This is a genomic window from Novosphingobium sp., from assembly GCF_036820275.1.
Lineage (GTDB): Bacteria > Pseudomonadota > Alphaproteobacteria > Sphingomonadales > Sphingomonadaceae > Novosphingobium.
The window spans coordinates 18,623-37,713 of sequence record NZ_DAISLT010000041.1; the positions used below are offsets into that span (position 1 = coordinate 18,623).

Genomic DNA, 19,091 nt, shown 5'->3' on the forward strand with positions numbered 1-19,091 from the left:
TCGTGCCCCTTACTTGAGGAGGTCGCGGCCGATGATCATCCGCATGACCTCGTTGGTGCCTTCGAGGATACGATGGACGCGAAGGTCGCGCCAGAAGCGCTCGATGGGATAGTCGCGAAGATAACCGTATCCACCGAACAATTGCAGCGCACGGTCGACCACCGACGATCCGGTGTCGCTGGCCATCATCTTGGCCATGGCGGCGAAGCGGGTCTTGTCGGGCGATCCGGCAGTGACCTTGGCGGCGGCGAGATAGAGCAGCGCGCGGGCCGCCTCCAGCTCGGCCGCCATTTCGGCGAGACGGAACTGGGTGTTCTGGAACTCCGCGATCGGCTGGTCGAACTGCTTGCGATCCTTCACGTACTGGACCGCCTCGTCGAGACAGCGCTGCGCCCCGCCCAGCGAGCAGGCGCCGATATTGAGGCGGCCGCCGTCGAGCCCGGCCATCGCGAACTTGAAGCCGTCACCCTCGGCTCCGACGCGGTTCTCCACCGGAATGCGGGCATCCTCGAAGATCACCTGCGCGGTCGGGGAAGCGTTCCAGCCGAGCTTCTTCTCGGGCGCGCCGAAGGAGACGCCGGGCGTGTCCTTGTCCACCACGAAGCAGGAGATTCCCCGCGACTTGTGCTCGCCGGTACGAGCCATGACGACGTAGACGTCGTTGTAGCCGCCGCCCGAGATGAACTGCTTGGTGCCGTTCAGCACGTAGTGATCGCCGTCCAGCCGCGCCGAAGTCTTGAGCGCGGCGGCGTCCGAGCCGGAACCCGGCTCGGTCAGGCAATAGGAGCCGATCTTCTCCATCGAGCAGAGGTCGGGAAGATAGCGATCCTTGAGCTGCTGGTCACCGAACCTGTCGATCATCCAGGCGACCATGTTGTGGATCGAGATGTAGGCGCTGGTCGCCGGGCAACCGTAGGACATGGCCTCCATGATGAGCGCCGCGTCGAGACGGCCCAGGCCGATGCCGCCGCTTTCCTCGGACACGTAGATCGCGCCGAAGCCGAGTTCGCCGGCGGCCTTCCAGACATCGACCGGATAGTGATGCTTCTCGTCCCATTCGGCCGCATAAGGCGTGATGCGGTCGGCGGTGAACTTGCGCGCGGTCTCCTGGATCGCAAGCTGGTCCTCGGTCAGCCCAAACTGTTCGGTCATCTCTGTTCTGTTCCTGGCAGGTGCGGTTATGTGCTTCTAGGGGCACTTTGCATATGTGAGCGTACCGGGCATCGCGTCCGGTCCGGTGTCCTTGCGGACAAGGGTCTTGCCGCCGTCCGGCGAGCGCAGCGATACGTCAAGGTTCCAGCTCTGCCCTTCCCCGCTGAAGGCGAAATCACCCTCGATAGCGGTCGCGGAGCCGGACTTGATGACGCCCAGTTTCGCGACCGATTCGTAGAATTTCAGGGTATCGGCATCGATCGTCAGCAGGCCCTTGGCATCGCCGCGCGTGCTGGTGCAATCCGCATCGACCAGCCCCCACCGGCCGCGAAGCGCGGCGGGAATGGACGTGGGTATTCCCCCCGGTTCCGAAGCGGCAACAGAGGCCGTGGCGCTCGCCTCCGGCAGCGGGCTGGCGGTTTCCTCGGCACTGGGCTTGGCAGGCTCCTTCGAGCAGGCGGCCAACCCCAGAGCGAGCAGCAAAACGGTCACGGCCGGGGCGAGTACGTTGCTGATCTTCATCATCAAACGACCTTCCTTTCAGCAGGCATCCCGAAAGAACACCTGCCATCCGTAGCCTGTTCCGCCGCCCCTGTCCCCATCTGCAGAGTGACGACTTTCCGTCAGCCCATGGTCGGAATGATGAAGGCGCTGTCGCCCGCCCCGCCGTCCGGCCAGCGCTGGGTCACGGTCTTCACCTTGGTCCAGAAGCGCACGCCTTCCATGCCGTACTGGTTGTGGTCGCCGAAAGCCGAGCGCTTCCAGCCGCCGAAGCTGTGGTAGGCGACCGGCACCGGGATCGGCACGTTCACACCGACCATGCCGACCTGTACCCGCTGCACGAACTCGCGCGCGGCATGGCCGTTGCGGGTGAAGATAGCGACGCCGTTGCCGTACTGGTGCCTGGTCGGAAGCTCCACCGCTTCCTCGAAAGTCTTGGCACGAACGATCTGGAGGACCGGGCCGAAGATCTCTTCCTTGTAGGCGCTCATCTCGGGCGTCACATGGTCGAACAGCGACGGGCCGACGAAGAAGCCTTCCTCGTACCCCTGAAGCGAGAAGCCGCGACCGTCGACAACCAGCTCTGCGCCTTCGTCGACGCCGGTCTGGATCCAGTTCTCGATCTTCTGCTTGTGCACGGCGGTGACGACCGGGCCGTACTGCGCCTCGGGATCGTTGGAAACGCCGACCTTCAGCTTGTCGATCGCGGCGATCAGCTTTTCGCGCAGGATATCGGCGGTTTCGTCACCCACGGGAACGGCGACCGGCAGCGCCATGCAACGCTCGCCCGCCGAACCATAGGCCGCGCCCATGATGTCGTTGACGGCTTGGTCCATGTCCGCATCGGGCATGACGATGGCGTGGTTCTTCGCGCCGCCCATCGCCTGCACGCGCTTGCCGGCAGCGACGCCGCGCGAATAGACATAGTGCGCGATGTCGGACGAGCCGACGAAGCTGACGGCGGCGATGCCCGGATGGTCGAGGATCGCGTCCACCATCACCTTGTCGCCGTGGACGACCTGCAACACGCCTTCAGGTGCGCCGGCTTCCAGGAACAGTTCGGCAAGGCGGTTCGGCACCGAGGGATCGCGCTCTGACGGCTTGAGGATGAAGGTATTGCCCACCGCGACAGCCGGGGCGAACATCCACATCGGGATCATCGCCGGGAAGTTGAACGGGGTGATGCCCGCGCCCACGCCGAGCGGCGCGCGCAGCGAATAGACGTCGATGCCCGGCCCGGCGCCCTGCGTGTACTCGCCCTTCAGCATGTGCGGGATGGCGCAGCAGAATTCGACGACTTCAAGCCCGCGCTGGATGTCGCCCTTGGCGTCGTCCACGACCTTGCCATGCTCGCTCGCCAGCAGTTCGGCGAGGCTCTGCATGTTCTTCTCGATCAGTTCCTTGAACTTGAACAGCACGCGGGCGCGACGCTGCGGGTTCATCGCCGCCCATTTGGGTTGCACGGCCTGCGCGGTAGCGACCGCACGGTCGAGCAGCGCTGCATCGCCCAGCGGCACCTGAGCCTGCACCGCGCCGGTGCTGGGATTGAAAACGTCGCCGAGACGCGCGGCCGGGCCGCCGGGGCCGCCGACTACGAGATGATCAATCAGGCGCATTCCTCATCCTTTCACAATATTTTCGGCAGGCACGCACGGTGCGCTTTCCACGGTAGGTGATCCCGGTCCGATTTGCAGGCAAGCTGAAAATACGCCATCGATAACTGCACATATGCAGCCCCAAGGATCATTTGCCGCAGTGACGATACCTTGACGATACCTTCGATCGACTGGAGCGACTACCAGGCCTTCCTCGCCATCGCCCGGGCGGGACAACTGGCGGGCGCCGCGCGCGCGCTCGGCGTCGACCCGACGACCGTGGGCAGGCGGCTGCGCCGTTTGGAAGCCTCGCTCGGAACCGCGCTCTTCGAGCAGACCCGCAGCGGACAGGAACTGACCGAGGCCGGAGAGACCCTGCTTGCCTCGGTCGAAGCCATGGCCAGTGCCGCAGGGCGGATCACCGAACAGGCCGATGGCAACGACGGGCTTTACGGCACTCTCAGGATCAGCACTTCGGAAGGGTTCGGCTGCTGGTTCCTCGCGCGCCACCTCCCCCGCTTCCAGGCGGCGCATCCGCGCCTCGCCATCGACCTCGTCGCCAGCAGCGGCTTCCTCAGCCCGACCCGGCGAGAGGCGGATGTCGCCATCATGCTCTCGCGCCCGCGCACCGGGCCGCTGGTGGCCCACAAGCTCTCGGACTACACCCTGAGGCTCTACGGCACGCGCGACTATCTCGATGCCCACGGCACTCCGTCGCGCCCGGCCGACCTGCTCGAAGGCCACGCCCTCGTCGGCTACATCCCCGACCTCATCTACTCTCCCGAACTGCGCTATCTCGACGAAATCCAGCCGGGGCTGAAAGCGGCGATCCGCTCCCCCAGCATCACCGCACAACACAGTATGATCGCAGGCGGCGGCGGACTGGGCGTATTGCCCTGCTTCATGGCCGAAACCGACCCGCGCCTCGTTGCCGTGCTCCCCGAGAAGCGCATCGTCCGCAGCTTCTGGTTCGTCACGCACCAGGATATCCGCAAGCTCCCCCGCGTAACCGCCTTCCGCCAATGGCTTGACGAAACCGCCGCGCGCATGGAGGGAATACTCAAGCCCTGACATGCAGCAGGACCTACCGACAGGATGAACACCCCAGTGACCACAACGACCATCGACCCGTCCGAATTCCGCAAGGTGCTGGGTAGCTACCCGACCGGCGTCTGCGTGATTACCGCGCTCGACGACGATGACCGGCCCGCGGGCATGGTGGTCGGCTCGTTTACCTCGGTCTCGCTCGATCCGCCGCTCGTGGGCTTCTTCCCCGACCGCAAGAGCACGTCCTGGCCGCTGATCGAGAAGTCCGGGCATTTCTGCGTCAACGTCATGGCCAGCGACCAGACCGAGGTCTGCCGCGCCGTCACGGCCAAGGGCGACCAGAAGTTCGTCGGCGTCGACTATGTCGTCTCCGACCACAACCTGCCGATCATCAGGGATTCGATCGCAGCCATCGAATGCCGCCTCTATTCGGTGACCGAAGCGGGCGACCACTGGTTCGTGCTGGGCGAGGTGCTGCGCATGGAAACCGTTCGCGAGGACGATCCCATGCTGTTCCACAAAGGCCGCTACGGCGGTTTTGCCGAGCGCATGTAACCTCGCCGCTTGACTCCCGCACCCTGCGCTGTCCACCCGTTCAGCACAAACAGGCGCTTCGCGGGAGAGAATTGCATGACACGTTCGCTTGAAGGCAAAGTCGCCGTCGTCACCGGCGGCGGCTCGGGTATCGGCCGCGGCATCGCGGTACGGCTGGCGGAGGACAGGGCTGCGATCGCCGTTTGGGACCTCAACCCCGAAGGCGCGGCGGAAACGGTCCGCATGATCGAGGCGGAAGGCGGCACCGCCATCGCCCTGACCGCCGACTGCGCGGACAAGGCCGCGATCAAGGCCGCCGCCGAAGAGACCCGCGCGAAATTCGGCCCCATCACCATCCTCGTCAACAACGCCGGCATCGCGCCCTTCACGCCCTTCCTCGACATCGGCGAGGACGAGTTCGACAAGGTGATCCGCATCAACCTCAAGGGACCGTGGCTGGTCACCAAGGAGATCGTGCCGGACATGCTGGCCGCCGAATGGGGGCGGATCATCAACATCACCTCCTCCTCGACCCAGTCCGGCTCCTTCGCACAGAGCCACTACGTCTCGTCGAAGGGCGGCCTGCTGGGCATGACGAAGGCGCTGGCCATGGAACTGGGCGGCACCGGCATTACCGCCAACATGATTCCGCCGGGCTCGATCGACACGCCGATGCTGCGCCAGGCTCCCATCGATGCCGAAGCCTATGGCAAGACCCTGCCGGTCAAGCGGCTCGGCCAGGTTGCCGACATTGCCGCCGCTGCCGCGTTCCTCGCGTCGGAAGAAGCCAGCTACATGACCGGGCAGACGATCAGCACCAACGGCGGGCGCTACATGGGCTCGGCCTGATTTGTCAGGTGCGTCATGGGAATGGTCGCGCTAGCCTGCTTCCATGACGCAGGATTTCCGGATCGACATCGAACACGCAACGCTGGCCGGATGGCACCGCGAAGGCGACGGCACACCTCTGATACTCGTCCATGGCTTCGGCGGCTCCCGGCACGACTGGGAGCCGGTCGTGGCCGCCCTGCCCGCCGATCTCCCTCTGATCGCTTACGACCAGCGCGGCTTCGGCGACTCCGATACGGCTTCCGGCGAAGCCTTCTCCCATGCCGAAGACCTGCTGGCCTTGCTGGATAGTCTCGGGATCGCGCAGGCCGACTTGTGCGGCCTCTCGCTCGGTGGGGGAACCGTGCTCAACTTTGCCCTGAACCACCCGCAGCGGGTGCGACGACTGGTGCTGGTCAGCCCACTGATCGTCGGCTGGTCGTGGAGCGAGGACTGGATCGCGCGCTGGAAGGCCATCGGCCGGGCCGCACGAGACGGCGATATGGCGGGTGCTCGCGACCTCTGGTGGCAGCACCCCCTGTTCGACACCACGCGTGCGGGACCGGAAGCAGGCCGCCTCCGCGCCGGGATCGACAGTTTCCACGGCCGCCAATGGGTCCAGGACGACCAGCGCCCGGAACTGCCGGAAGCAGGCAGGCTGGCGGCGCTCGCCGTGCCCACCCTGCTCCTGACGGGCAGCCGCGACACAGCGGACTTCCGGCTCATTGCCGAACAGATCGTCGGCGCGAGCAAGCATGTGACCCGCATCGATCACCAGGCCGCAGGCCATTTGCTCAACCTGGAAGCACCGGAACAGATCGGCAGCGAAATCGCCGCGTTTCTCGGATAGGCCTGCGCTCCCGCGTGAAGCGCCGACGCGATCAATCCGCCGCCCGCCTTGACGCGGGAGGCCCTGCGCCGGACTTCTCTCATCGACGAATGGGAGAGGACCGATGAATCCACCGCGGCCACGGCCGAAGCTGGACCAGGAGAATACCGCGTTCTGGACAGGCGGCGGCGAGGGCAAGCTGAATATCGTGAAGTGCGGCGACTGCGGTGCGTTCACGCATCCGCCGCGCCTGCTCTGCCGCCATTGCCAGTCGGAAAACATCGCGCCCCACGCGGTGCCCGGCACCGGCACGATCGACAGCTTCACGGTGAACCATCAGCCCTGGGCCAAGGATCTGGAAGTGCCCTATGTGATCGCCCGGGTGAAGCTGGACGGCGCGCCGGGGGTCTACCTAACCACCAATATCGTGAACTGCCCCGTCGACGCGGTCGATTTCGAGGACAAGGTTCGTGTCGTGTTCGAAGAGCAGGACGGCATTTTCTACCCCCTCTTCGAGAAGGCGGACTGATCCGATGGCCAGCAAGGAAGCCTATATCACCGGCCTCGGCCAGTCCGAAGTCGGCGTGCGCCTGCCGCGCCACCCGCTGCTGCTGACGGTCGATGCCGTGCGGGAGGCGGTGGCCGATGCGGGGCTGACGCTCTCGCAGATCGACGGCGTGTTCACCTACCCCGGCAAGATGGCCGGATACAGCGCGTTCTCCCCGGTCAGCAGCGACGACCTGATCGAAGTGCTGGGCATCAGGTCCAAGTGGCATCTGGGCGCGATGGAGCAGCCCGCGCAGCTTTCCGCCATCGCCGCCGCCGCGATGGCGGTGAAGCAGGGACTCGTCCGCCACGCGATCTGTTTCCGCACCGTCTACGAAGCGGGCGGCATGGCCGATCCGTCCACGTATATGTCGGGCATGAAGCAGGACACGGTCTCCGGCTCGTCGCAATGGACCAGCCCGTTCTGGGCCACCTCCGCCGCCTGCTGGACCGCGCAATACGCGGCGCGGCACATGCACCGTTACGGCATGACGCGCGAGCAGCTTGCTCAGATCGCCATCAACGGATCGAAGAACGCCATGCGCAACCCGCGCGCGCGGGCGATCACCAAGGAAGAGCTGACGCTGGACAAGTACATGTCGGCGCGGATGATCTCCACGCCGCTCTGCCTCTACGACTGCGACCGCTTCACCGACGCGGCCACCGTGGTGATCGTTTCCGCCGGAGACGCGCTGGACGAAGTGAAGACCACGCCCGTGCGCATCGCCGCGATGTCGGGCTCGGTCGATCGTTACTCGTGGGATCAGGTGGAATGGTTCGCCGCCTACGAAACCGGCGCGGATCTCTGGACGCGCACCGACTACACCGTGCAGGATGTCGACACCGTGCAGTTCTACGACGGTTTCGCGTTCCTGCCGATCACCTGGCTGGAAGGCCTCGGCTTCTGCGAAAAAGGCGAAGGCGGCAGGTTCATCGATGGCGGCACGCGCATCGCGCTGGACGGCGAACTGCCGCTGAACACCTTCGGCGGTCAGCTTGGCGCAGGCCGCCTCCACGGCTTCGGTTTCGCGCATGAGGCGGTGAACCAGCTTCGCGGCACGGCCACCGGACGGCAGATTTCAGGCAATCCGAAAGTGGCGGTCGCGACTTCGGGCGGCGGCCCGATGGCGGCGGCGCTGCTCCTGGCTCGGGATTGACGAACAGCGATTCAAGCAAGGGAGCAGGCTCCCCCGGTCAATCCTTCACGTCTTCAGGCAACCGCCACCTTACCGGCCACCTTGCGTTGCCCGCGATGACGCTTGAGTCCGATCAAAGGCCGCAGCGGCCCGATCTCGCGCCCGATCAGGTAGAACAGCCAGGACCCGCCCGCCACGGCAGTGCAAAGGGTGAGGAACTCCGCCAGCGCGCCGAGGCCCATGTCGCGGATGCCGTAGCTGACGAAGACCATCACCGTCTGGTGGGCGATGTAGATCGGGAACACCGCCTCCACCAGCGTCGTGCGCCAGCGGTGGTCGAAGTTCCAGAAGCGGTCGGCGATGCCGAACAGCGCGATCACGGTGCCCCAGCACTGCATGGACTTGGCGAAGGACAGCGGCTGCTCCCAGGCGGCGGGAGTCGGGATATTGCCGGGATAGAACAGCGTATCGCCGATGACCCATGCATAGCCGAGAAGACCGAGCACCAAAGCCGGCTTCCACTGGCGCGCGATCGCCTGCCGCATCGGCTCCGAGCCGCGCAGCAGGAAGCCGAAGAGGAACATCCCGAAATAGTGGAGGTGCGCGCCGCGATCCTGGAGGAAGTTGTGCATGTCCGTCCAGCCGTAGGGCAACATGCGGATCAGGAAGATGACCCCGATACCCAGCGGCAGCAGCGCCGGTCCCGAAAGCAGCCGCTCGCAACCGCGACGAAGGGCCGAGCGCCAGGTCTCTGGCAGGATCATCAGCGCCGCGCAGAGCACCAGGGTATAGGCCAGCAGGTAGATCACGAACCACATGTGCATCGTGGCCGGAAGCACCTCGTATCCTACCTTATGGAAGCGGAAGGCATCGTATAGCAGGAAGTAACCATATCCATGCTCGTAGCCGCTGTTGACCAGACCCATGTAAGGCTGCGGCGGCACGACCACGGTCAGGCCGAAAAGCAGAGGGATTCCAAGGCGCAGGATGCGGCTCTTCAGGAAGGCCCGGTTGTCGCCGTCCTTCTTCAGCAGCGCCGCGCTGGCATAGCCGGAAATCGCGAAAAGCAGCGCGAGGCGCCAGGCGCTGAGGCCGAGCAGCGGAATCTCCGCCCAGCCGACCACGCCGCGCGAGGGAGTCTGATAACCCCACGGCGTGAACGAAAAGCCGACGTGGTAAAAGATCAGCAGAACGAACGCGCCGATGCGCAGCCAATCCATTCCATAGTGGCGTTGCGACGGGGCGGGCTTCATCATTCTCCGGTGGGGTGGTCGGGTCCGCCAGTTGCGGAAGCACGGCCCACTTAGGGATTTCGCGGCTTTTCTGCAATGACGGGGTTGTAACAGGTCGTCGCAGCCGGTCTCATGCACCCCTCTCCCCAGCCTGCCTTCTGCCGCCGAAACCTGCCTGTCCGAACCGGGAAAAGCATGTTCGATCGCGTGTCTGCGTGGCCTTGCAAATCTGTAATGGTTAGCAATACTTTTACCCTAGGCACTTATACGGATCTAACAGGCCCGCTCCGGGCATGCGCCTCTCTTCTCCCGAGGATCCGGCTCCCTTGAAGCACGCGATAATTCCGTCTCTGTCGGCCGCGTCCGGATCGGTCCCGCCCCTGGCTGCCGACAATCCGGCGCAGCTCTACGCGCAGGCAGCGGCGCTGACGGCGATGGGGGCATGGTCCTGCGACCTCGCCACCCAGGCCCTGTCCTGGACGGAGGGCGTGTTCCATATCTTCGGCGCTTCGCTCCACCGCCAGATGGACCGCCGGGAGACCCTGGAATTCTACACCGAGGAATCGCGCGCGCTGCTCGAACAGCTCCGTTCCCGCGCCATCGCGGAGGGTTCGGGCTTCTCGATGGAGGCGCAGATCGTGCGCGCCGACGGCCAGCGGCGCTGGATGCGCATCAATGCCGCCGTGCGCATGGAACAGGGCCGCGCGAGCGCGCTCTACGGCATGAAGCAGGACGTTACCGAAGAGCGCCTGCGCTGGGAACGCCTGCGCGAACTGGCCGAAAACGACGCCCTGACCGGCCTCGCCAACCGCGCGCGCTTCCAGTCCGACTTCCTCGATCGTCCCACGGATGACCCCGCATTGACCGGCATCGGCGCGCTCGTGCTGTTCGACATGAACGGCTTCAAGGCCGTGAACGACATGTGGGGCCATGCGGCGGGCGATGCCTGTCTCGCAGGCTTTGCCCGGCGCCTGAGCATCACTTTCCCCGAAGCCCGCCTGATTGCCCGGATCGGCGGCGACGAATTCGCGATGATCCTGGATCGGGGCAGTTCGTCCGCCGCGCTGGAAATGACGGTGCGCCACCGTATCAACGCGCTGGTTCTGCCGGTCGTCTGGCAGAACCAGCAACTGCCGCTCGGCGCCAGCGCGGGCATCGCCTTTCCCGGCCCCGATGGAAAGGTGGATCCCGAAGCGCTGTTCCACGAGGCCGATGCCGCACTCTATGCCGCCAAGCGACATGGCGGCAATCGCCTCTGCACCGCCGAAACCGTGTCCCGCTGAGGACGGCTCAGACGTCTTTCGGCTCTGTCCAGGTCGTGCGGGTCACGCGCGGGCTGAGGTATTTGGTCCCCGTCCAGCCCCCATCGACGACGATCGACTGCCCGTTGATCATCTCGCTGCCCGGCAGGCAGAGGAACGCGATCACCGAAGCGATATCTTCCGGCAAGGCGAGGCGCGGATAGGGCGTCGTCTCCACATTGGCGCGCTTGAAGCCCTCGTCCTCGAAGCGGTGGCGCACCATGTCGGTCATCGTAACGCCCGGCGCCACGCAGTTCGAACGGATGCCGCGCGGGCCATATTCGCAGGCCATGTGCTCGGTCAGGGACTTGAGCCCGCCCTTCGCCGCCGAATAGGCGCCGCCGCGCCGCCCGCCGATATGCGCGAAAGTACTGGTCACGTTGACCACGCTCGCACCTTGCGAAAGGTGCGGGATCACGTCGCGGCAGAGGCGGAACGGCGCGACCAGCATGATGTCGAGAAAATCGTCCAGCGTCTCGTCGTCGGTCTCGTCGAGCGGCTTGGGGCTGCCGACGCCGGCATTGTTCACCAGCGCGTCGATCCGGCCGAAGCGCTCCAGCGCGGCCTTGACGATCGCGCCCGGCGCCGCGGGATCGGTAAGGTCGGCACTGATCGCCAGCACATGGTCGGGATTGCCGATCGCGGCCTCCAGCGTGGCCAGCTTGTCCTTGCTGCGGCCGACGCCGACGATGACAAAGCCCTCGGCATGGAGGATCTTCGCGGTCTCCAGCCCGATGCCGCTGCCCGCGCCGGTGATGATCGCCGTCTTCATCGCATACTCCCGTATATATCTTCGCTTCCGGCTAGGCGTTTTCGCCGCTTCGGATAAGCCTGACCACGCCAGCAGCGATGCTTGATCGTCGCTGCGATAAGCGCTGCCGCTCGCCTTGGCCGCTCCCCGAGGCGGGTCTAGCGTCAGGCGCATCATGAGCACGAACCCGAACGATAAGGCCGCATTAGCCGGCATCCGCGTCATCGACATGAGCCGCGTCTTCGCCGCCCCCGTTGGCGCGCAGATCCTCGGCGACCTTGGCGCCGACGTCATCAAGATCGAGCGTCCCGGCGTGGGCGACGACGGGCGCGGCTACGGCTTCTCGTGGGTGCCCGGCAAGGACGGGATCGAGACCCGTCATTCCAGCTTTTTCACCGTATCCAACCGCAACAAGCGCTCGATCACGCTCAACCATTCCAGGCCCGAAGGACAGGCGATCCTCAAGGAACTGGTGAAGACGGCGGACGTGCTGATCGAGAACTACAAAGTGGGCGATCTGGCGCGCTTCGGCCTCGATTACGAGAGCCTCAGCGCCATCAACCCGCGCCTGATCTACTGCTCCGTCACCGGCTTCGGCCAGACCGGGCCGATGGCCGCACGGCCCGGCTATGACGGGCTGTTCCAGGCGACCGGCGGCATGATGGCCGTAACCGGCATTCCCGAGGGCCAGCCGGGAGGCGGTCCGCTGAAGACCGGCCCCAGCCTCGTCGACTTCGTGACCGGCCACAACACCGCACTCGCCATTCTGGGCGCGCTGCAATACCGGGGTCGCACCGGCGAAGGGCAGTTCATCGACATCGCCCTGCTCGACAGTTCGGTGGCCATGGTCAGCCACATCATGCAGGACTACCTGATCAGCGGACAGGCCCCTCCCCGCCTCGGCAACGGCGGCAACGGCGGCGGCCCAGCAGACCTGATGCGCTGCGCGGACGGCATCGTCTACCTCACCGCCGGCACCGACGAGCACTATCGCCGCCTGACCGTGCTGATGGAGCAGCCCGAACTCTTCACCGACCCGCGCTTCGACAGCAATCTCAAACGCGGCAAGACCAACCGGGCCGAACTGATGGACATCATCAACCAGTGGAGCAGCGGCTTCACCGTCACCCGGATGCAGGAGATGCTGGACGGCGTCGGCATTCCCGCCGCGCGCTACAACGAACTGGCGGACGTGTGGGAGGATGAGCAGGTCAGGCACCGGAATTTGCGCGCCACCACACCCCACGCCTGGGCGGAGAGCGGCACGGTGGACCTCATCGCCAGCCCGCTCGCGCAAATGTCGGCGAGCCCCGCCACGATCCGCATGGCCCCGCCGATGCTGGGCGAACATACCGCCGAAGTCCTCGCCGAGATCGGCATCGACGAGGCACGGCTGGCGGAACTGCGGAGCCTGGGCGCGGTCTGAAACGGCCGCCGTTCGGTCCCATCTCCCTTGCCTCCAATGGTTGCGGCGATGGCACCGTCATGCGACTAAGGCCTTCAACTCCTTGAAGGATCGGCGATGGCTACGATGCAGGACAAGCGATACGACTTCCTCTGGCTGGTCCAGCTCTGGATGCAGCGGGAGCGAGACATCGTCGGCTGGACGGCCACCTGCGGCGATGCCGTCGCGGCCAGCTATCGCATTCCCGCAGCGATGACCGCCCGCGACGCGGCGCTCGATTTCATGTCGTTCAACAGCGCCTCGTTCCGGGGCGATGCCGAAAACGAATGCCCCGAATGGATGACGGCTCTGAGCGATCCCAGCTACGAATAGAGGCAGCGTTTTCCTACAGGGCATCGCACGAGCTATGTTCCGCGCGATGCCATTCCTAGCAGCCATCCATCCGAAGCGCGGTCCGGTCGGGGATGCGCGGTACAGGGCATAGCGCTTTTCGCCCCGGACCGTGTCAACCGTGTCAACCTGGCCGCTCTTCGGCGCTCAGCGGCCCTTGAACGCGGGCTCCCGCTTTTCGGCAAAGGCCGTGACGCCCTCGACGAAATCCTCGGTTCGCGAGGCATCACGCTGGCCGAGGCGCTCGTTGGTCAGTGCCTGCTCCAGCGTGCTGTCGGTCGCCGCCCAGGCCACCTGCTTGATCCGGCGCAGCGACCAAGGCCCCCGCGCCAGTTCGCCTGCCAGAGCAAGTGCGGCGGAATCGAGGTCTTCATCGGGCACCACGCGGTTGACAAGGCCCCATTCCAGCGCCTTGGCGGCGGGCAGGCGCTCGCCCAGCAGCATCATCTCCATCGCGCGTACCCGGCCTACGGCGCGGGTCAGCAGCCACGAGGAGCCACCGTCCGGCACCAGGCCCACATGGCGGAAGGCCTGGAGGAAAAACCCGCTCTCCCCGCAGAGGATCAGGTCGCCCGCCATGGCAAGCCCCGCGCCCACGCCCGCCGCTGCGCCGCGCACGGCAGTGACGACCGGCTGCTCCATGTCGCGCATGGCGATGATGACCGGGTTGAAGTGGCGGTCCAGCAACGTGCCCACGTCGCGCCGCGGATCGGCGAGCATATCGCCTGCATCGCCTAGGTTCGCGCCCGAGCAGAACGCCTTGCCCTCCCCCGTCAGCACCACCGCGCGCGCTTCGAATGACGCGCGGTTCATGGCGTCGAACAGTTCCTCGCCCATCTGCGCCGAACCGGCGTTGCGCGTGGCCGGATCGTTCATCGATATCCGCGCGACACCTGCCTCAAGGGTGTAGAGGATCTTTTCGTAGGTCATTTCAGGCATCACTCCGTCGATCAGCGTGCCGGCTCAGGCCAGCATCCTTCCCAGACGGGCATTCACGATTTCCTCCGCTTCGGCAACGATCCTGTCTATCAGTTGCTTGCAGGTCGGAAGGTCGTGGATCAGCCCCTGCACCATGCCCGCCCAAAAGATGCCCTTGGTCAGATCGCCGCTCTGAAGCAGTTCGCGACCGACCGCTCCGGCAACAAGGTGCCTGATGTCGTCGAAAGTCGATTCGGGACGGGCGGAAATCTCGACCACTTCGTCGGAGACCCCGTTCTTGCCGACGCGCGCGGTGTTCTTGAACTTGCGGAAGATCAGGTTGGTGCCGCGCTCGTCGTTCTCGATATACCTGGCCTTGACGTTGTCGTGGATCGGCGCCTCCTGCGTGGCGCAGAAGCGAGTGCCCATGTTGATGCCCTCCGCCCCCAGCGCCAGCGCTGCGACAAGGCCGCGCCCATCGCCGAAACCACCGCTCGCCAGCATCGGGATCGAGACCTTGTCCGCCGCCGAAGGGATCAGGATCAGGCCCGGAATATCGTCCTCGCCCGGATGGCCCGCGCACTCGAAGCCGTCGATCGAGATGATGTCGCAGCCGTGCCGCTCGGCCGAAAGTGCATGGCGAACGGCCGTGCACTTGTGGATCACGGTAATCCCGTGCGGCTTCACCATCTCCCAGATCTCGCGCACCTGCTGGGTGCCGGCGGTCTCGACGATCTTCACGCCGCCGTCGATCGCGGCTTGGGCATAGGCCTTGTAGTCGGGCGGAAGCAGCGTCGGGAACACGGTGATGTTCACGGCGAAGGGCTTGTCGGTCATCGACCGGCAGCGCTCGATCTCCTCGCGCAGCGCCTGCGGACTGGGCTGGGTAAGCGCGGTCAGAGTGCCCAGACCGCCCGCGTTGGACACGGCGCTGGCCAGTTCGGCCAGGCCCACGCCCTGCATGCCGCCCTGCACGATCGGATGTTCGATACCGAGCATCTCGGTGACGCGGGTCTTGAACGCCATGGCCTGCAACTCTCCAAAAGCCTGTTTGCGGCAGTCCTAGGCGGGATCGGAGCGCTTGGGGACACCCCCGGCCTTCAATTCGCGCGGGCGATAGGAAACCCGTTCCGGATATTGAAAGCCCGCGCGTGATACCCAGATGCGACATCAACGATTTCAAGGAGTTTGAGAAAAGTGAACGGTTTCAAGACGGCCATGCTGCTGGCGGCGCTGACGGCGTTGTTCATGGGGCTGGGCTATATCTTCGGCGGCAGCGGCGGCGCGATGATTGCGCTCATCGTTGCGGCGGGGATGAACCTGTTCACCTTCTGGAACGCCGACAGCATCGTCCTGAGGATGCACAACGCCCGCGAAGTGGACGAACGCACCGCGCCGGAATTCTACAACCTCGTCGCCGATCTCGCCCGCCGTGCCCAGCTTCCGATGCCGCGCGTCTATCTGGTCGAAAGCGCGAACCCGAACGCCTTCGCCACCGGCCGCAATCCCGAGAACGCCGCCGTCGCTGCGACCACCGGCCTGCTCGACAGGCTGAACCGCGAGGAAGTGGCGGCAGTCATGGCGCACGAACTGGGCCATGTGAAGAACCGCGATACCCTCATCATGACGATGGTGGCGACGATCGCCGGGGCCATCTCGATGATCGCCAATTTCGGTCTGTTCTTCGGTCATATCGGCGGCGGCAACGGAGAGAACCGCCCGAACCCGATCGCCGCCATGGCCGCCGTGTTCATGGCGCCTTTCGCCGCGATGATCGTGCAGATGGCGATCAGCCGCACCCGCGAATTCGGCGCGGACAAGGCCGGTGCCGAAATCAGCGGCAATCCCCGCGCGCTCGCCTCGGCTCTCGCCAAGATCGCAGGACCCGCGCAGACGGTGCCGAGCGCGGCTTCGGAGCGGAACCCGGCAGCGGCGCAGCTCTACATCGTGCCGACCGCGGTTTCGGACCTGTTCTCCACGCACCCGGCGACCGAAAAGCGGATCGCGGCGCTGATGGCCATGGAGGGCACGTCCGCGCCGCGCCGATCGGCTTCCGCCCTCGATCCGACGCGTCGGTAAGCTCCAAATAGCGCGCCCACGATAGGGCGCGCATTGCCTGCCCCGCTCCCGGTTGTACATTCGTTCAATACGAATGAAGAACAAGCCGAGAGGTGTCGGAGTGCTGAAATCTGTCGACAGCGGGCTGCGGTCCGTCCCCTATCCGATCGACGATCCCGAGCGGATCCCGGTCAAGCGCTACTACGATGCCGATTTCTACCAGGCCGAACTGGACCACCTCTGGCCGCACGTCTGGCAGATGGCCTGCCGGGAAGAGCAGATTCCCGAGATCGGCGACTGGATCGAGTACGAGAACGTCGGAAAGTCCGTCATCGTGGTACGCACCGCCAGCGGCGTGAAGGCCTTTCACAACGCCTGCCGCCATCGCGGCGTCCCTTTCGCGGGCGGCACCGGCGACGCCCACGGCAACTGCAGGAAATCCGGCTTCGTCTGCCCGTTCCACGGCTGGCGCTGGAACATGGACGGCGAATCCACCCAGGTCTACGGCAGGCACATGTTCTCCGAGCGCCAGCTCCAGGAAGACGACATCCACCTGATCCCCTGCCGCGCCGAGACCTTCATCGGCTGCGTCTGGATCAACCATGACGACGAGGCGCCCTCGGTCCGTGAATCTCTCGGCCCGGTGGCCGGCAATCTGGAAGCGCGCGGGCTGGACAGGATGCGCGCGGAATGGTGCTTCGGCGCCGAGCTTCCCGCCAACTGGAAGATCGCGATGGAGGCCTTCATGGAAGGCTACCATGTGATGCAGACGCATCCGCAGCTCCAGCACGCCGCGCCGATGATGTACGATTCGATGTACAAGTCCCCGCGCGGCCCGGTGCCGATCATGGCCGAACCGCACTTGTCCTATCGTGAGAACCAGGAGCTACAGGTCAAGTCGATGGCCCTGCTGAGCGAGGGCATGGCGGGCATGGTCCACGAAAAGGAAGTGGAGATCGCCCGGGGCCTCATCGGCGTCGAGGAAGGGCTGCCGGAAGACCAGAACATGGCGATGTTCCACTGGCTCGGCATCGTCATGCACCAGATCACCGAGCAGCTGAAAGCGCGTGGCGAGCCGGTTCCCGATCTCTGCACGGTGTCGCAGACGCATCCGGTGAAAGCCGTGGAGTTCCTCTTCCCGCACTATTTCCTGCTGCCCTACTTCACCTCGATGTCGGCCTATCGCATCCGCCCGACCGGACCGGAAAGCTGCTTCTTCGAGATCTGGTCGCTGACGTATTGCGCGGAAGGGGAAGAGCCGGAACCCGTCATGGAAGCCACCGTCCTCCCGTACAACAGCCCCGATTTCCCACCGATCCCCCGGCAGGACTACGCAAACATCCCGCTTCAGCAGAAGGGCCTGCACGCCAGCGGTTTCGAATTCATGCGCCTGTCCAAGGACGTGGAAGGCATGATCAGCAACTACCAGCGGATCATCGACGGCTATCTCAAGGGCGTGCCGCAAGAAAAACTCAGCACGGCTATCCACAAGCTCGGCGGCAATTTCGACGGGCAGATCGAGGAACTCGGCTTCTGACTTCAAAACATCCGCCGCGATCTTTCACGAAAATCGCGGCGGACGATCGGGATCAGTCCGCAGGCGAATGGTCCGTCAGCGCCGACACCAGCGCCTTGACCTTCTTCTGCCGCCACTGCGGCAGCGGCGCCACCAGCCAGTAGCCGCGGCGGCTTGGCGTGACCGTCTGCATCACGCTGTCGTCGCCGGGCGCGATCAGGCCCTTCGCGAGGAGGCCGGGCACGCGGGCGCGCCCAAGGCCGGACCGCGCGGCGGCGATGGCCTGCCCGGCATCGCTCACCGCGATGGCCGGCTTGGCTTCCTCGTCGCTTTCATCGGCCTCTGCACCCGGAGTAGGGTCGCCCGGCCAGCCGATCCAGTCGCCCTCGCCCACTTCGACCCATTCCGCCGCACCCAGCGCCGCGCCTTCCAGCTCGCCGGGACCATCGGTCCAGCGCACGGCGAGGTCGAGGTTGGCTTCGGTGAAATCAGTCAGTTCACCATCGACGATGACGTAGCGCACTTGCGGATTTTCCGCACGGAACGTGGCCAATCGCGGTGCCAGCCAGGCGGCGAAGAACTCGCGAGGCGCCGCGATCGTGTAGACGTGGCTGGACTGGCCCGCCTGCATCGCTTGCACCGCATCCTCGAAATGGAGGAACCCGGTCCGCAGGGCGGCAAGGCCCGCGCCCGCTTCGTCGGTCAGTTCCAGCCCCTTGCTGGTGCGGCGGAACAGGACGACGCCCAGCAGGTCTTCCAGCGCGCGTATCTGCTGGCCGACGGCCGCCGGCGTCACCGCCAGTTCGTCGGCTGCACGGGTGAACGAGAGATGGCGTGCCGCTGCATCGAACACGCGCAGGGCATTGAGGGGCAGGTGCGTGCGCTTCATGGGAGTTCCCTATGCGCTGGCTTGCGCACGGGCAATGGCGAACTGACCTATACGCGCTTCAACGCGCCGTTGCAGGCGCGGCTAGCGGGAAGAACGGGATCAGCGCCTCGACCTCGCTGCCGTCGTCACGCAGGAAGGTGTAGTGGCCTTCCATGGAGCCCTGCGGTGTCGGCAGCGGACATCCCGAGACGTAGTCATGGCTATGGCCCGGCGCGATGACGGGCTGTTCGCCGACGACGCCCTCACCGTCGACCATGCTGACATCGCCGTTGCCGTCGGTGATGCGCCAGTGCCGGGTCATGAGTTGCAGGGTCTCGTCCGAATCGTTCTCGATGCGGATGTGGTAGACCCAAAACCACTTGCCCGCCTCGATGCGCGATTGCTCGGGCAGGAAGTTGACGGCGACCCTTACGGTCACGCCGTCCGTCATCGCGGTATGTTGGAAGAATTCCTTCATAACGCC

Annotated in this window: 20 protein-coding genes; 11 read left to right on the top strand and 9 right to left on the bottom strand. The window is 65.4% G+C overall.

What is annotated here, in order from left to right; genetic code table 11:
• Positions 1-9: 9 nt before the first annotated feature.
• From V7066_RS23440 to V7066_RS23450, 3 genes are all read right to left on the bottom strand, one after another.
• Positions 10-1,152, bottom strand: coding sequence for an acyl-CoA dehydrogenase family protein (locus V7066_RS23440; RefSeq protein WP_334185378.1), 1,143 nt, complete (start codon positions 1,150-1,152; stop codon positions 10-12).
• 36 nt (positions 1,153-1,188) lie between these two features.
• Positions 1,189-1,677: a hypothetical protein gene (locus V7066_RS23445; RefSeq protein WP_334185379.1), complete on the bottom strand. Its 489-nt coding sequence runs from the start codon at positions 1,675-1,677 to the stop codon at positions 1,189-1,191.
• A gap of 98 nt (positions 1,678-1,775) precedes the next feature.
• Positions 1,776-3,269 carry a CoA-acylating methylmalonate-semialdehyde dehydrogenase gene (locus tag V7066_RS23450; protein ID WP_334185380.1) on the bottom strand — a complete coding sequence of 498 codons (1,494 nt, stop codon included), beginning with the start codon at positions 3,267-3,269 and terminating at the stop codon, positions 1,776-1,778.
• A 150-nt stretch (positions 3,270-3,419) separates the two neighbouring features.
• Here V7066_RS23450 and V7066_RS23455 point away from each other — a divergent pair, with 150 nt between their 5' ends.
• From V7066_RS23455 to V7066_RS23480, 6 genes are all read left to right on the top strand, one after another.
• Positions 3,420-4,319 carry a LysR family transcriptional regulator gene (locus V7066_RS23455; protein WP_334185381.1) on the top strand — a complete coding sequence of 300 codons (900 nt, stop codon included), beginning with the start codon at positions 3,420-3,422 and terminating at the stop codon, positions 4,317-4,319.
• A gap of 36 nt (positions 4,320-4,355) precedes the next feature.
• Entirely contained in the window at positions 4,356-4,850 is a 495-nt protein-coding gene (locus tag V7066_RS23460; RefSeq protein WP_334185382.1) for a flavin reductase family protein, read from the top strand.
• Positions 4,851-4,925: 75 nt separating this feature from the next.
• Complete coding sequence (locus V7066_RS23465; protein ID WP_334185383.1) at positions 4,926-5,678, top strand: SDR family NAD(P)-dependent oxidoreductase; 753 nt, start codon at positions 4,926-4,928, stop codon at positions 5,676-5,678.
• Between the two features lie 43 nt (positions 5,679-5,721).
• Complete coding sequence (locus tag V7066_RS23470; RefSeq protein WP_334185384.1) at positions 5,722-6,507, top strand: alpha/beta fold hydrolase; 786 nt, start codon at positions 5,722-5,724, stop codon at positions 6,505-6,507.
• A gap of 103 nt (positions 6,508-6,610) precedes the next feature.
• A complete protein-coding gene (locus V7066_RS23475) occupies positions 6,611-7,015 on the top strand; it encodes a Zn-ribbon domain-containing OB-fold protein (protein ID WP_334185385.1) in 405 nt (134 codons plus the stop codon).
• Between the two features lie 4 nt (positions 7,016-7,019).
• On the top strand, positions 7,020-8,189 hold the full coding sequence (locus V7066_RS23480) for a thiolase family protein (protein ID WP_334185386.1): 1,170 nt from the start codon (positions 7,020-7,022) through the stop codon (positions 8,187-8,189).
• Between the two features lie 53 nt (positions 8,190-8,242).
• On the opposite strand, the gene V7066_RS23485 is transcribed toward V7066_RS23480, so the two are convergent.
• Entirely contained in the window at positions 8,243-9,424 is a 1,182-nt protein-coding gene (locus V7066_RS23485; protein ID WP_334185387.1) for an acyltransferase, read from the bottom strand.
• A gap of 302 nt (positions 9,425-9,726) precedes the next feature.
• On the opposite strand from V7066_RS23485, the gene V7066_RS23490 reads away from it, so the two are divergent.
• Complete coding sequence (locus V7066_RS23490) at positions 9,727-10,683, top strand: GGDEF domain-containing protein (RefSeq protein WP_334185388.1); 957 nt, start codon at positions 9,727-9,729, stop codon at positions 10,681-10,683.
• 7 nt (positions 10,684-10,690) lie between these two features.
• On the opposite strand, the gene V7066_RS23495 is transcribed toward V7066_RS23490, so the two are convergent.
• Positions 10,691-11,473: an SDR family NAD(P)-dependent oxidoreductase gene (locus V7066_RS23495; protein WP_334185389.1), complete on the bottom strand. Its 783-nt coding sequence runs from the start codon at positions 11,471-11,473 to the stop codon at positions 10,691-10,693.
• A gap of 154 nt (positions 11,474-11,627) precedes the next feature.
• Between V7066_RS23495 and V7066_RS23500 the strand changes: the two genes are divergently transcribed.
• Positions 11,628-12,878, top strand: a complete 1,251-nt coding sequence (locus tag V7066_RS23500) for a CaiB/BaiF CoA transferase family protein (protein WP_334185390.1) — start codon at positions 11,628-11,630, stop codon at positions 12,876-12,878.
• 96 nt (positions 12,879-12,974) lie between these two features.
• On the top strand, positions 12,975-13,229 hold the full coding sequence (locus tag V7066_RS23505; RefSeq protein WP_334185391.1) for a hypothetical protein: 255 nt from the start codon (positions 12,975-12,977) through the stop codon (positions 13,227-13,229).
• A gap of 165 nt (positions 13,230-13,394) precedes the next feature.
• Here the strand turns inward: V7066_RS23505 and V7066_RS23510 are convergent, their stop codons facing one another.
• Entirely contained in the window at positions 13,395-14,177 is a 783-nt protein-coding gene (locus tag V7066_RS23510; RefSeq protein ID WP_334185392.1) for an enoyl-CoA hydratase-related protein, read from the bottom strand.
• Positions 14,178-14,210: 33 nt separating this feature from the next.
• Positions 14,211-15,191, bottom strand: a complete 981-nt coding sequence (locus V7066_RS23515) for an NAD(P)H-dependent flavin oxidoreductase (RefSeq protein ID WP_334185393.1) — start codon at positions 15,189-15,191, stop codon at positions 14,211-14,213.
• Positions 15,192-15,362: 171 nt separating this feature from the next.
• Between V7066_RS23515 and htpX the strand changes: the two genes are divergently transcribed.
• Positions 15,363-16,244 carry a zinc metalloprotease HtpX gene (htpX, locus tag V7066_RS23520; RefSeq protein ID WP_334185394.1) on the top strand — a complete coding sequence of 294 codons (882 nt, stop codon included), beginning with the start codon at positions 15,363-15,365 and terminating at the stop codon, positions 16,242-16,244.
• A gap of 100 nt (positions 16,245-16,344) precedes the next feature.
• Entirely contained in the window at positions 16,345-17,760 is a 1,416-nt protein-coding gene (locus V7066_RS23525) for an aromatic ring-hydroxylating oxygenase subunit alpha (RefSeq protein WP_334185395.1), read from the top strand.
• A gap of 52 nt (positions 17,761-17,812) precedes the next feature.
• Here the strand turns inward: V7066_RS23525 and V7066_RS23530 are convergent, their stop codons facing one another.
• Positions 17,813-18,628, bottom strand: a complete 816-nt coding sequence (locus V7066_RS23530) for a LysR family transcriptional regulator (protein WP_334185396.1) — start codon at positions 18,626-18,628, stop codon at positions 17,813-17,815.
• A gap of 58 nt (positions 18,629-18,686) precedes the next feature.
• Complete coding sequence (apaG, locus tag V7066_RS23535; protein WP_147215886.1) at positions 18,687-19,085, bottom strand: Co2+/Mg2+ efflux protein ApaG; 399 nt, start codon at positions 19,083-19,085, stop codon at positions 18,687-18,689.
• Positions 19,086-19,091 lie beyond the last annotated feature (6 nt).

What these genes read in the sequence shown, in the direction of transcription:
- V7066_RS23500 (WP_334185390.1), top strand. Translation starts at nt 11,628, where the DNA reads ATGAGCACGAACCCGAACGATAAGGCCGCATTAGCCGGCATCCGCGTC.
- V7066_RS23495 (WP_334185389.1), bottom strand. Translation starts at nt 11,473, where the DNA reads ATGAAGACGGCGATCATCACCGGCGCGGGCAGCGGCATCGGGCTGGAG.
- V7066_RS23505 (WP_334185391.1), top strand. Translation starts at nt 12,975, where the DNA reads ATGGCTACGATGCAGGACAAGCGATACGACTTCCTCTGGCTGGTCCAG.
- V7066_RS23480 (WP_334185386.1), top strand. Translation starts at nt 7,020, where the DNA reads ATGGCCAGCAAGGAAGCCTATATCACCGGCCTCGGCCAGTCCGAAGTC.
- V7066_RS23470 (WP_334185384.1), top strand. Translation starts at nt 5,722, where the DNA reads ATGACGCAGGATTTCCGGATCGACATCGAACACGCAACGCTGGCCGGA.
- V7066_RS23510 (WP_334185392.1), bottom strand. Translation starts at nt 14,177, where the DNA reads ATGACCTACGAAAAGATCCTCTACACCCTTGAGGCAGGTGTCGCGCGG.
- V7066_RS23450 (WP_334185380.1), bottom strand. Translation starts at nt 3,269, where the DNA reads ATGCGCCTGATTGATCATCTCGTAGTCGGCGGCCCCGGCGGCCCGGCC.
- V7066_RS23530 (WP_334185396.1), bottom strand. Translation starts at nt 18,628, where the DNA reads ATGAAGCGCACGCACCTGCCCCTCAATGCCCTGCGCGTGTTCGATGCA.
- V7066_RS23445 (WP_334185379.1), bottom strand. Translation starts at nt 1,677, where the DNA reads ATGATGAAGATCAGCAACGTACTCGCCCCGGCCGTGACCGTTTTGCTG.
- apaG (WP_147215886.1), bottom strand. Translation starts at nt 19,085, where the DNA reads ATGAAGGAATTCTTCCAACATACCGCGATGACGGACGGCGTGACCGTA.
- V7066_RS23485 (WP_334185387.1), bottom strand. Translation starts at nt 9,424, where the DNA reads ATGATGAAGCCCGCCCCGTCGCAACGCCACTATGGAATGGATTGGCTG.
- V7066_RS23465 (WP_334185383.1), top strand. Translation starts at nt 4,926, where the DNA reads ATGACACGTTCGCTTGAAGGCAAAGTCGCCGTCGTCACCGGCGGCGGC.
- V7066_RS23475 (WP_334185385.1), top strand. Translation starts at nt 6,611, where the DNA reads ATGAATCCACCGCGGCCACGGCCGAAGCTGGACCAGGAGAATACCGCG.
- V7066_RS23515 (WP_334185393.1), bottom strand. Translation starts at nt 15,191, where the DNA reads ATGGCGTTCAAGACCCGCGTCACCGAGATGCTCGGTATCGAACATCCG.
- V7066_RS23440 (WP_334185378.1), bottom strand. Translation starts at nt 1,152, where the DNA reads ATGACCGAACAGTTTGGGCTGACCGAGGACCAGCTTGCGATCCAGGAG.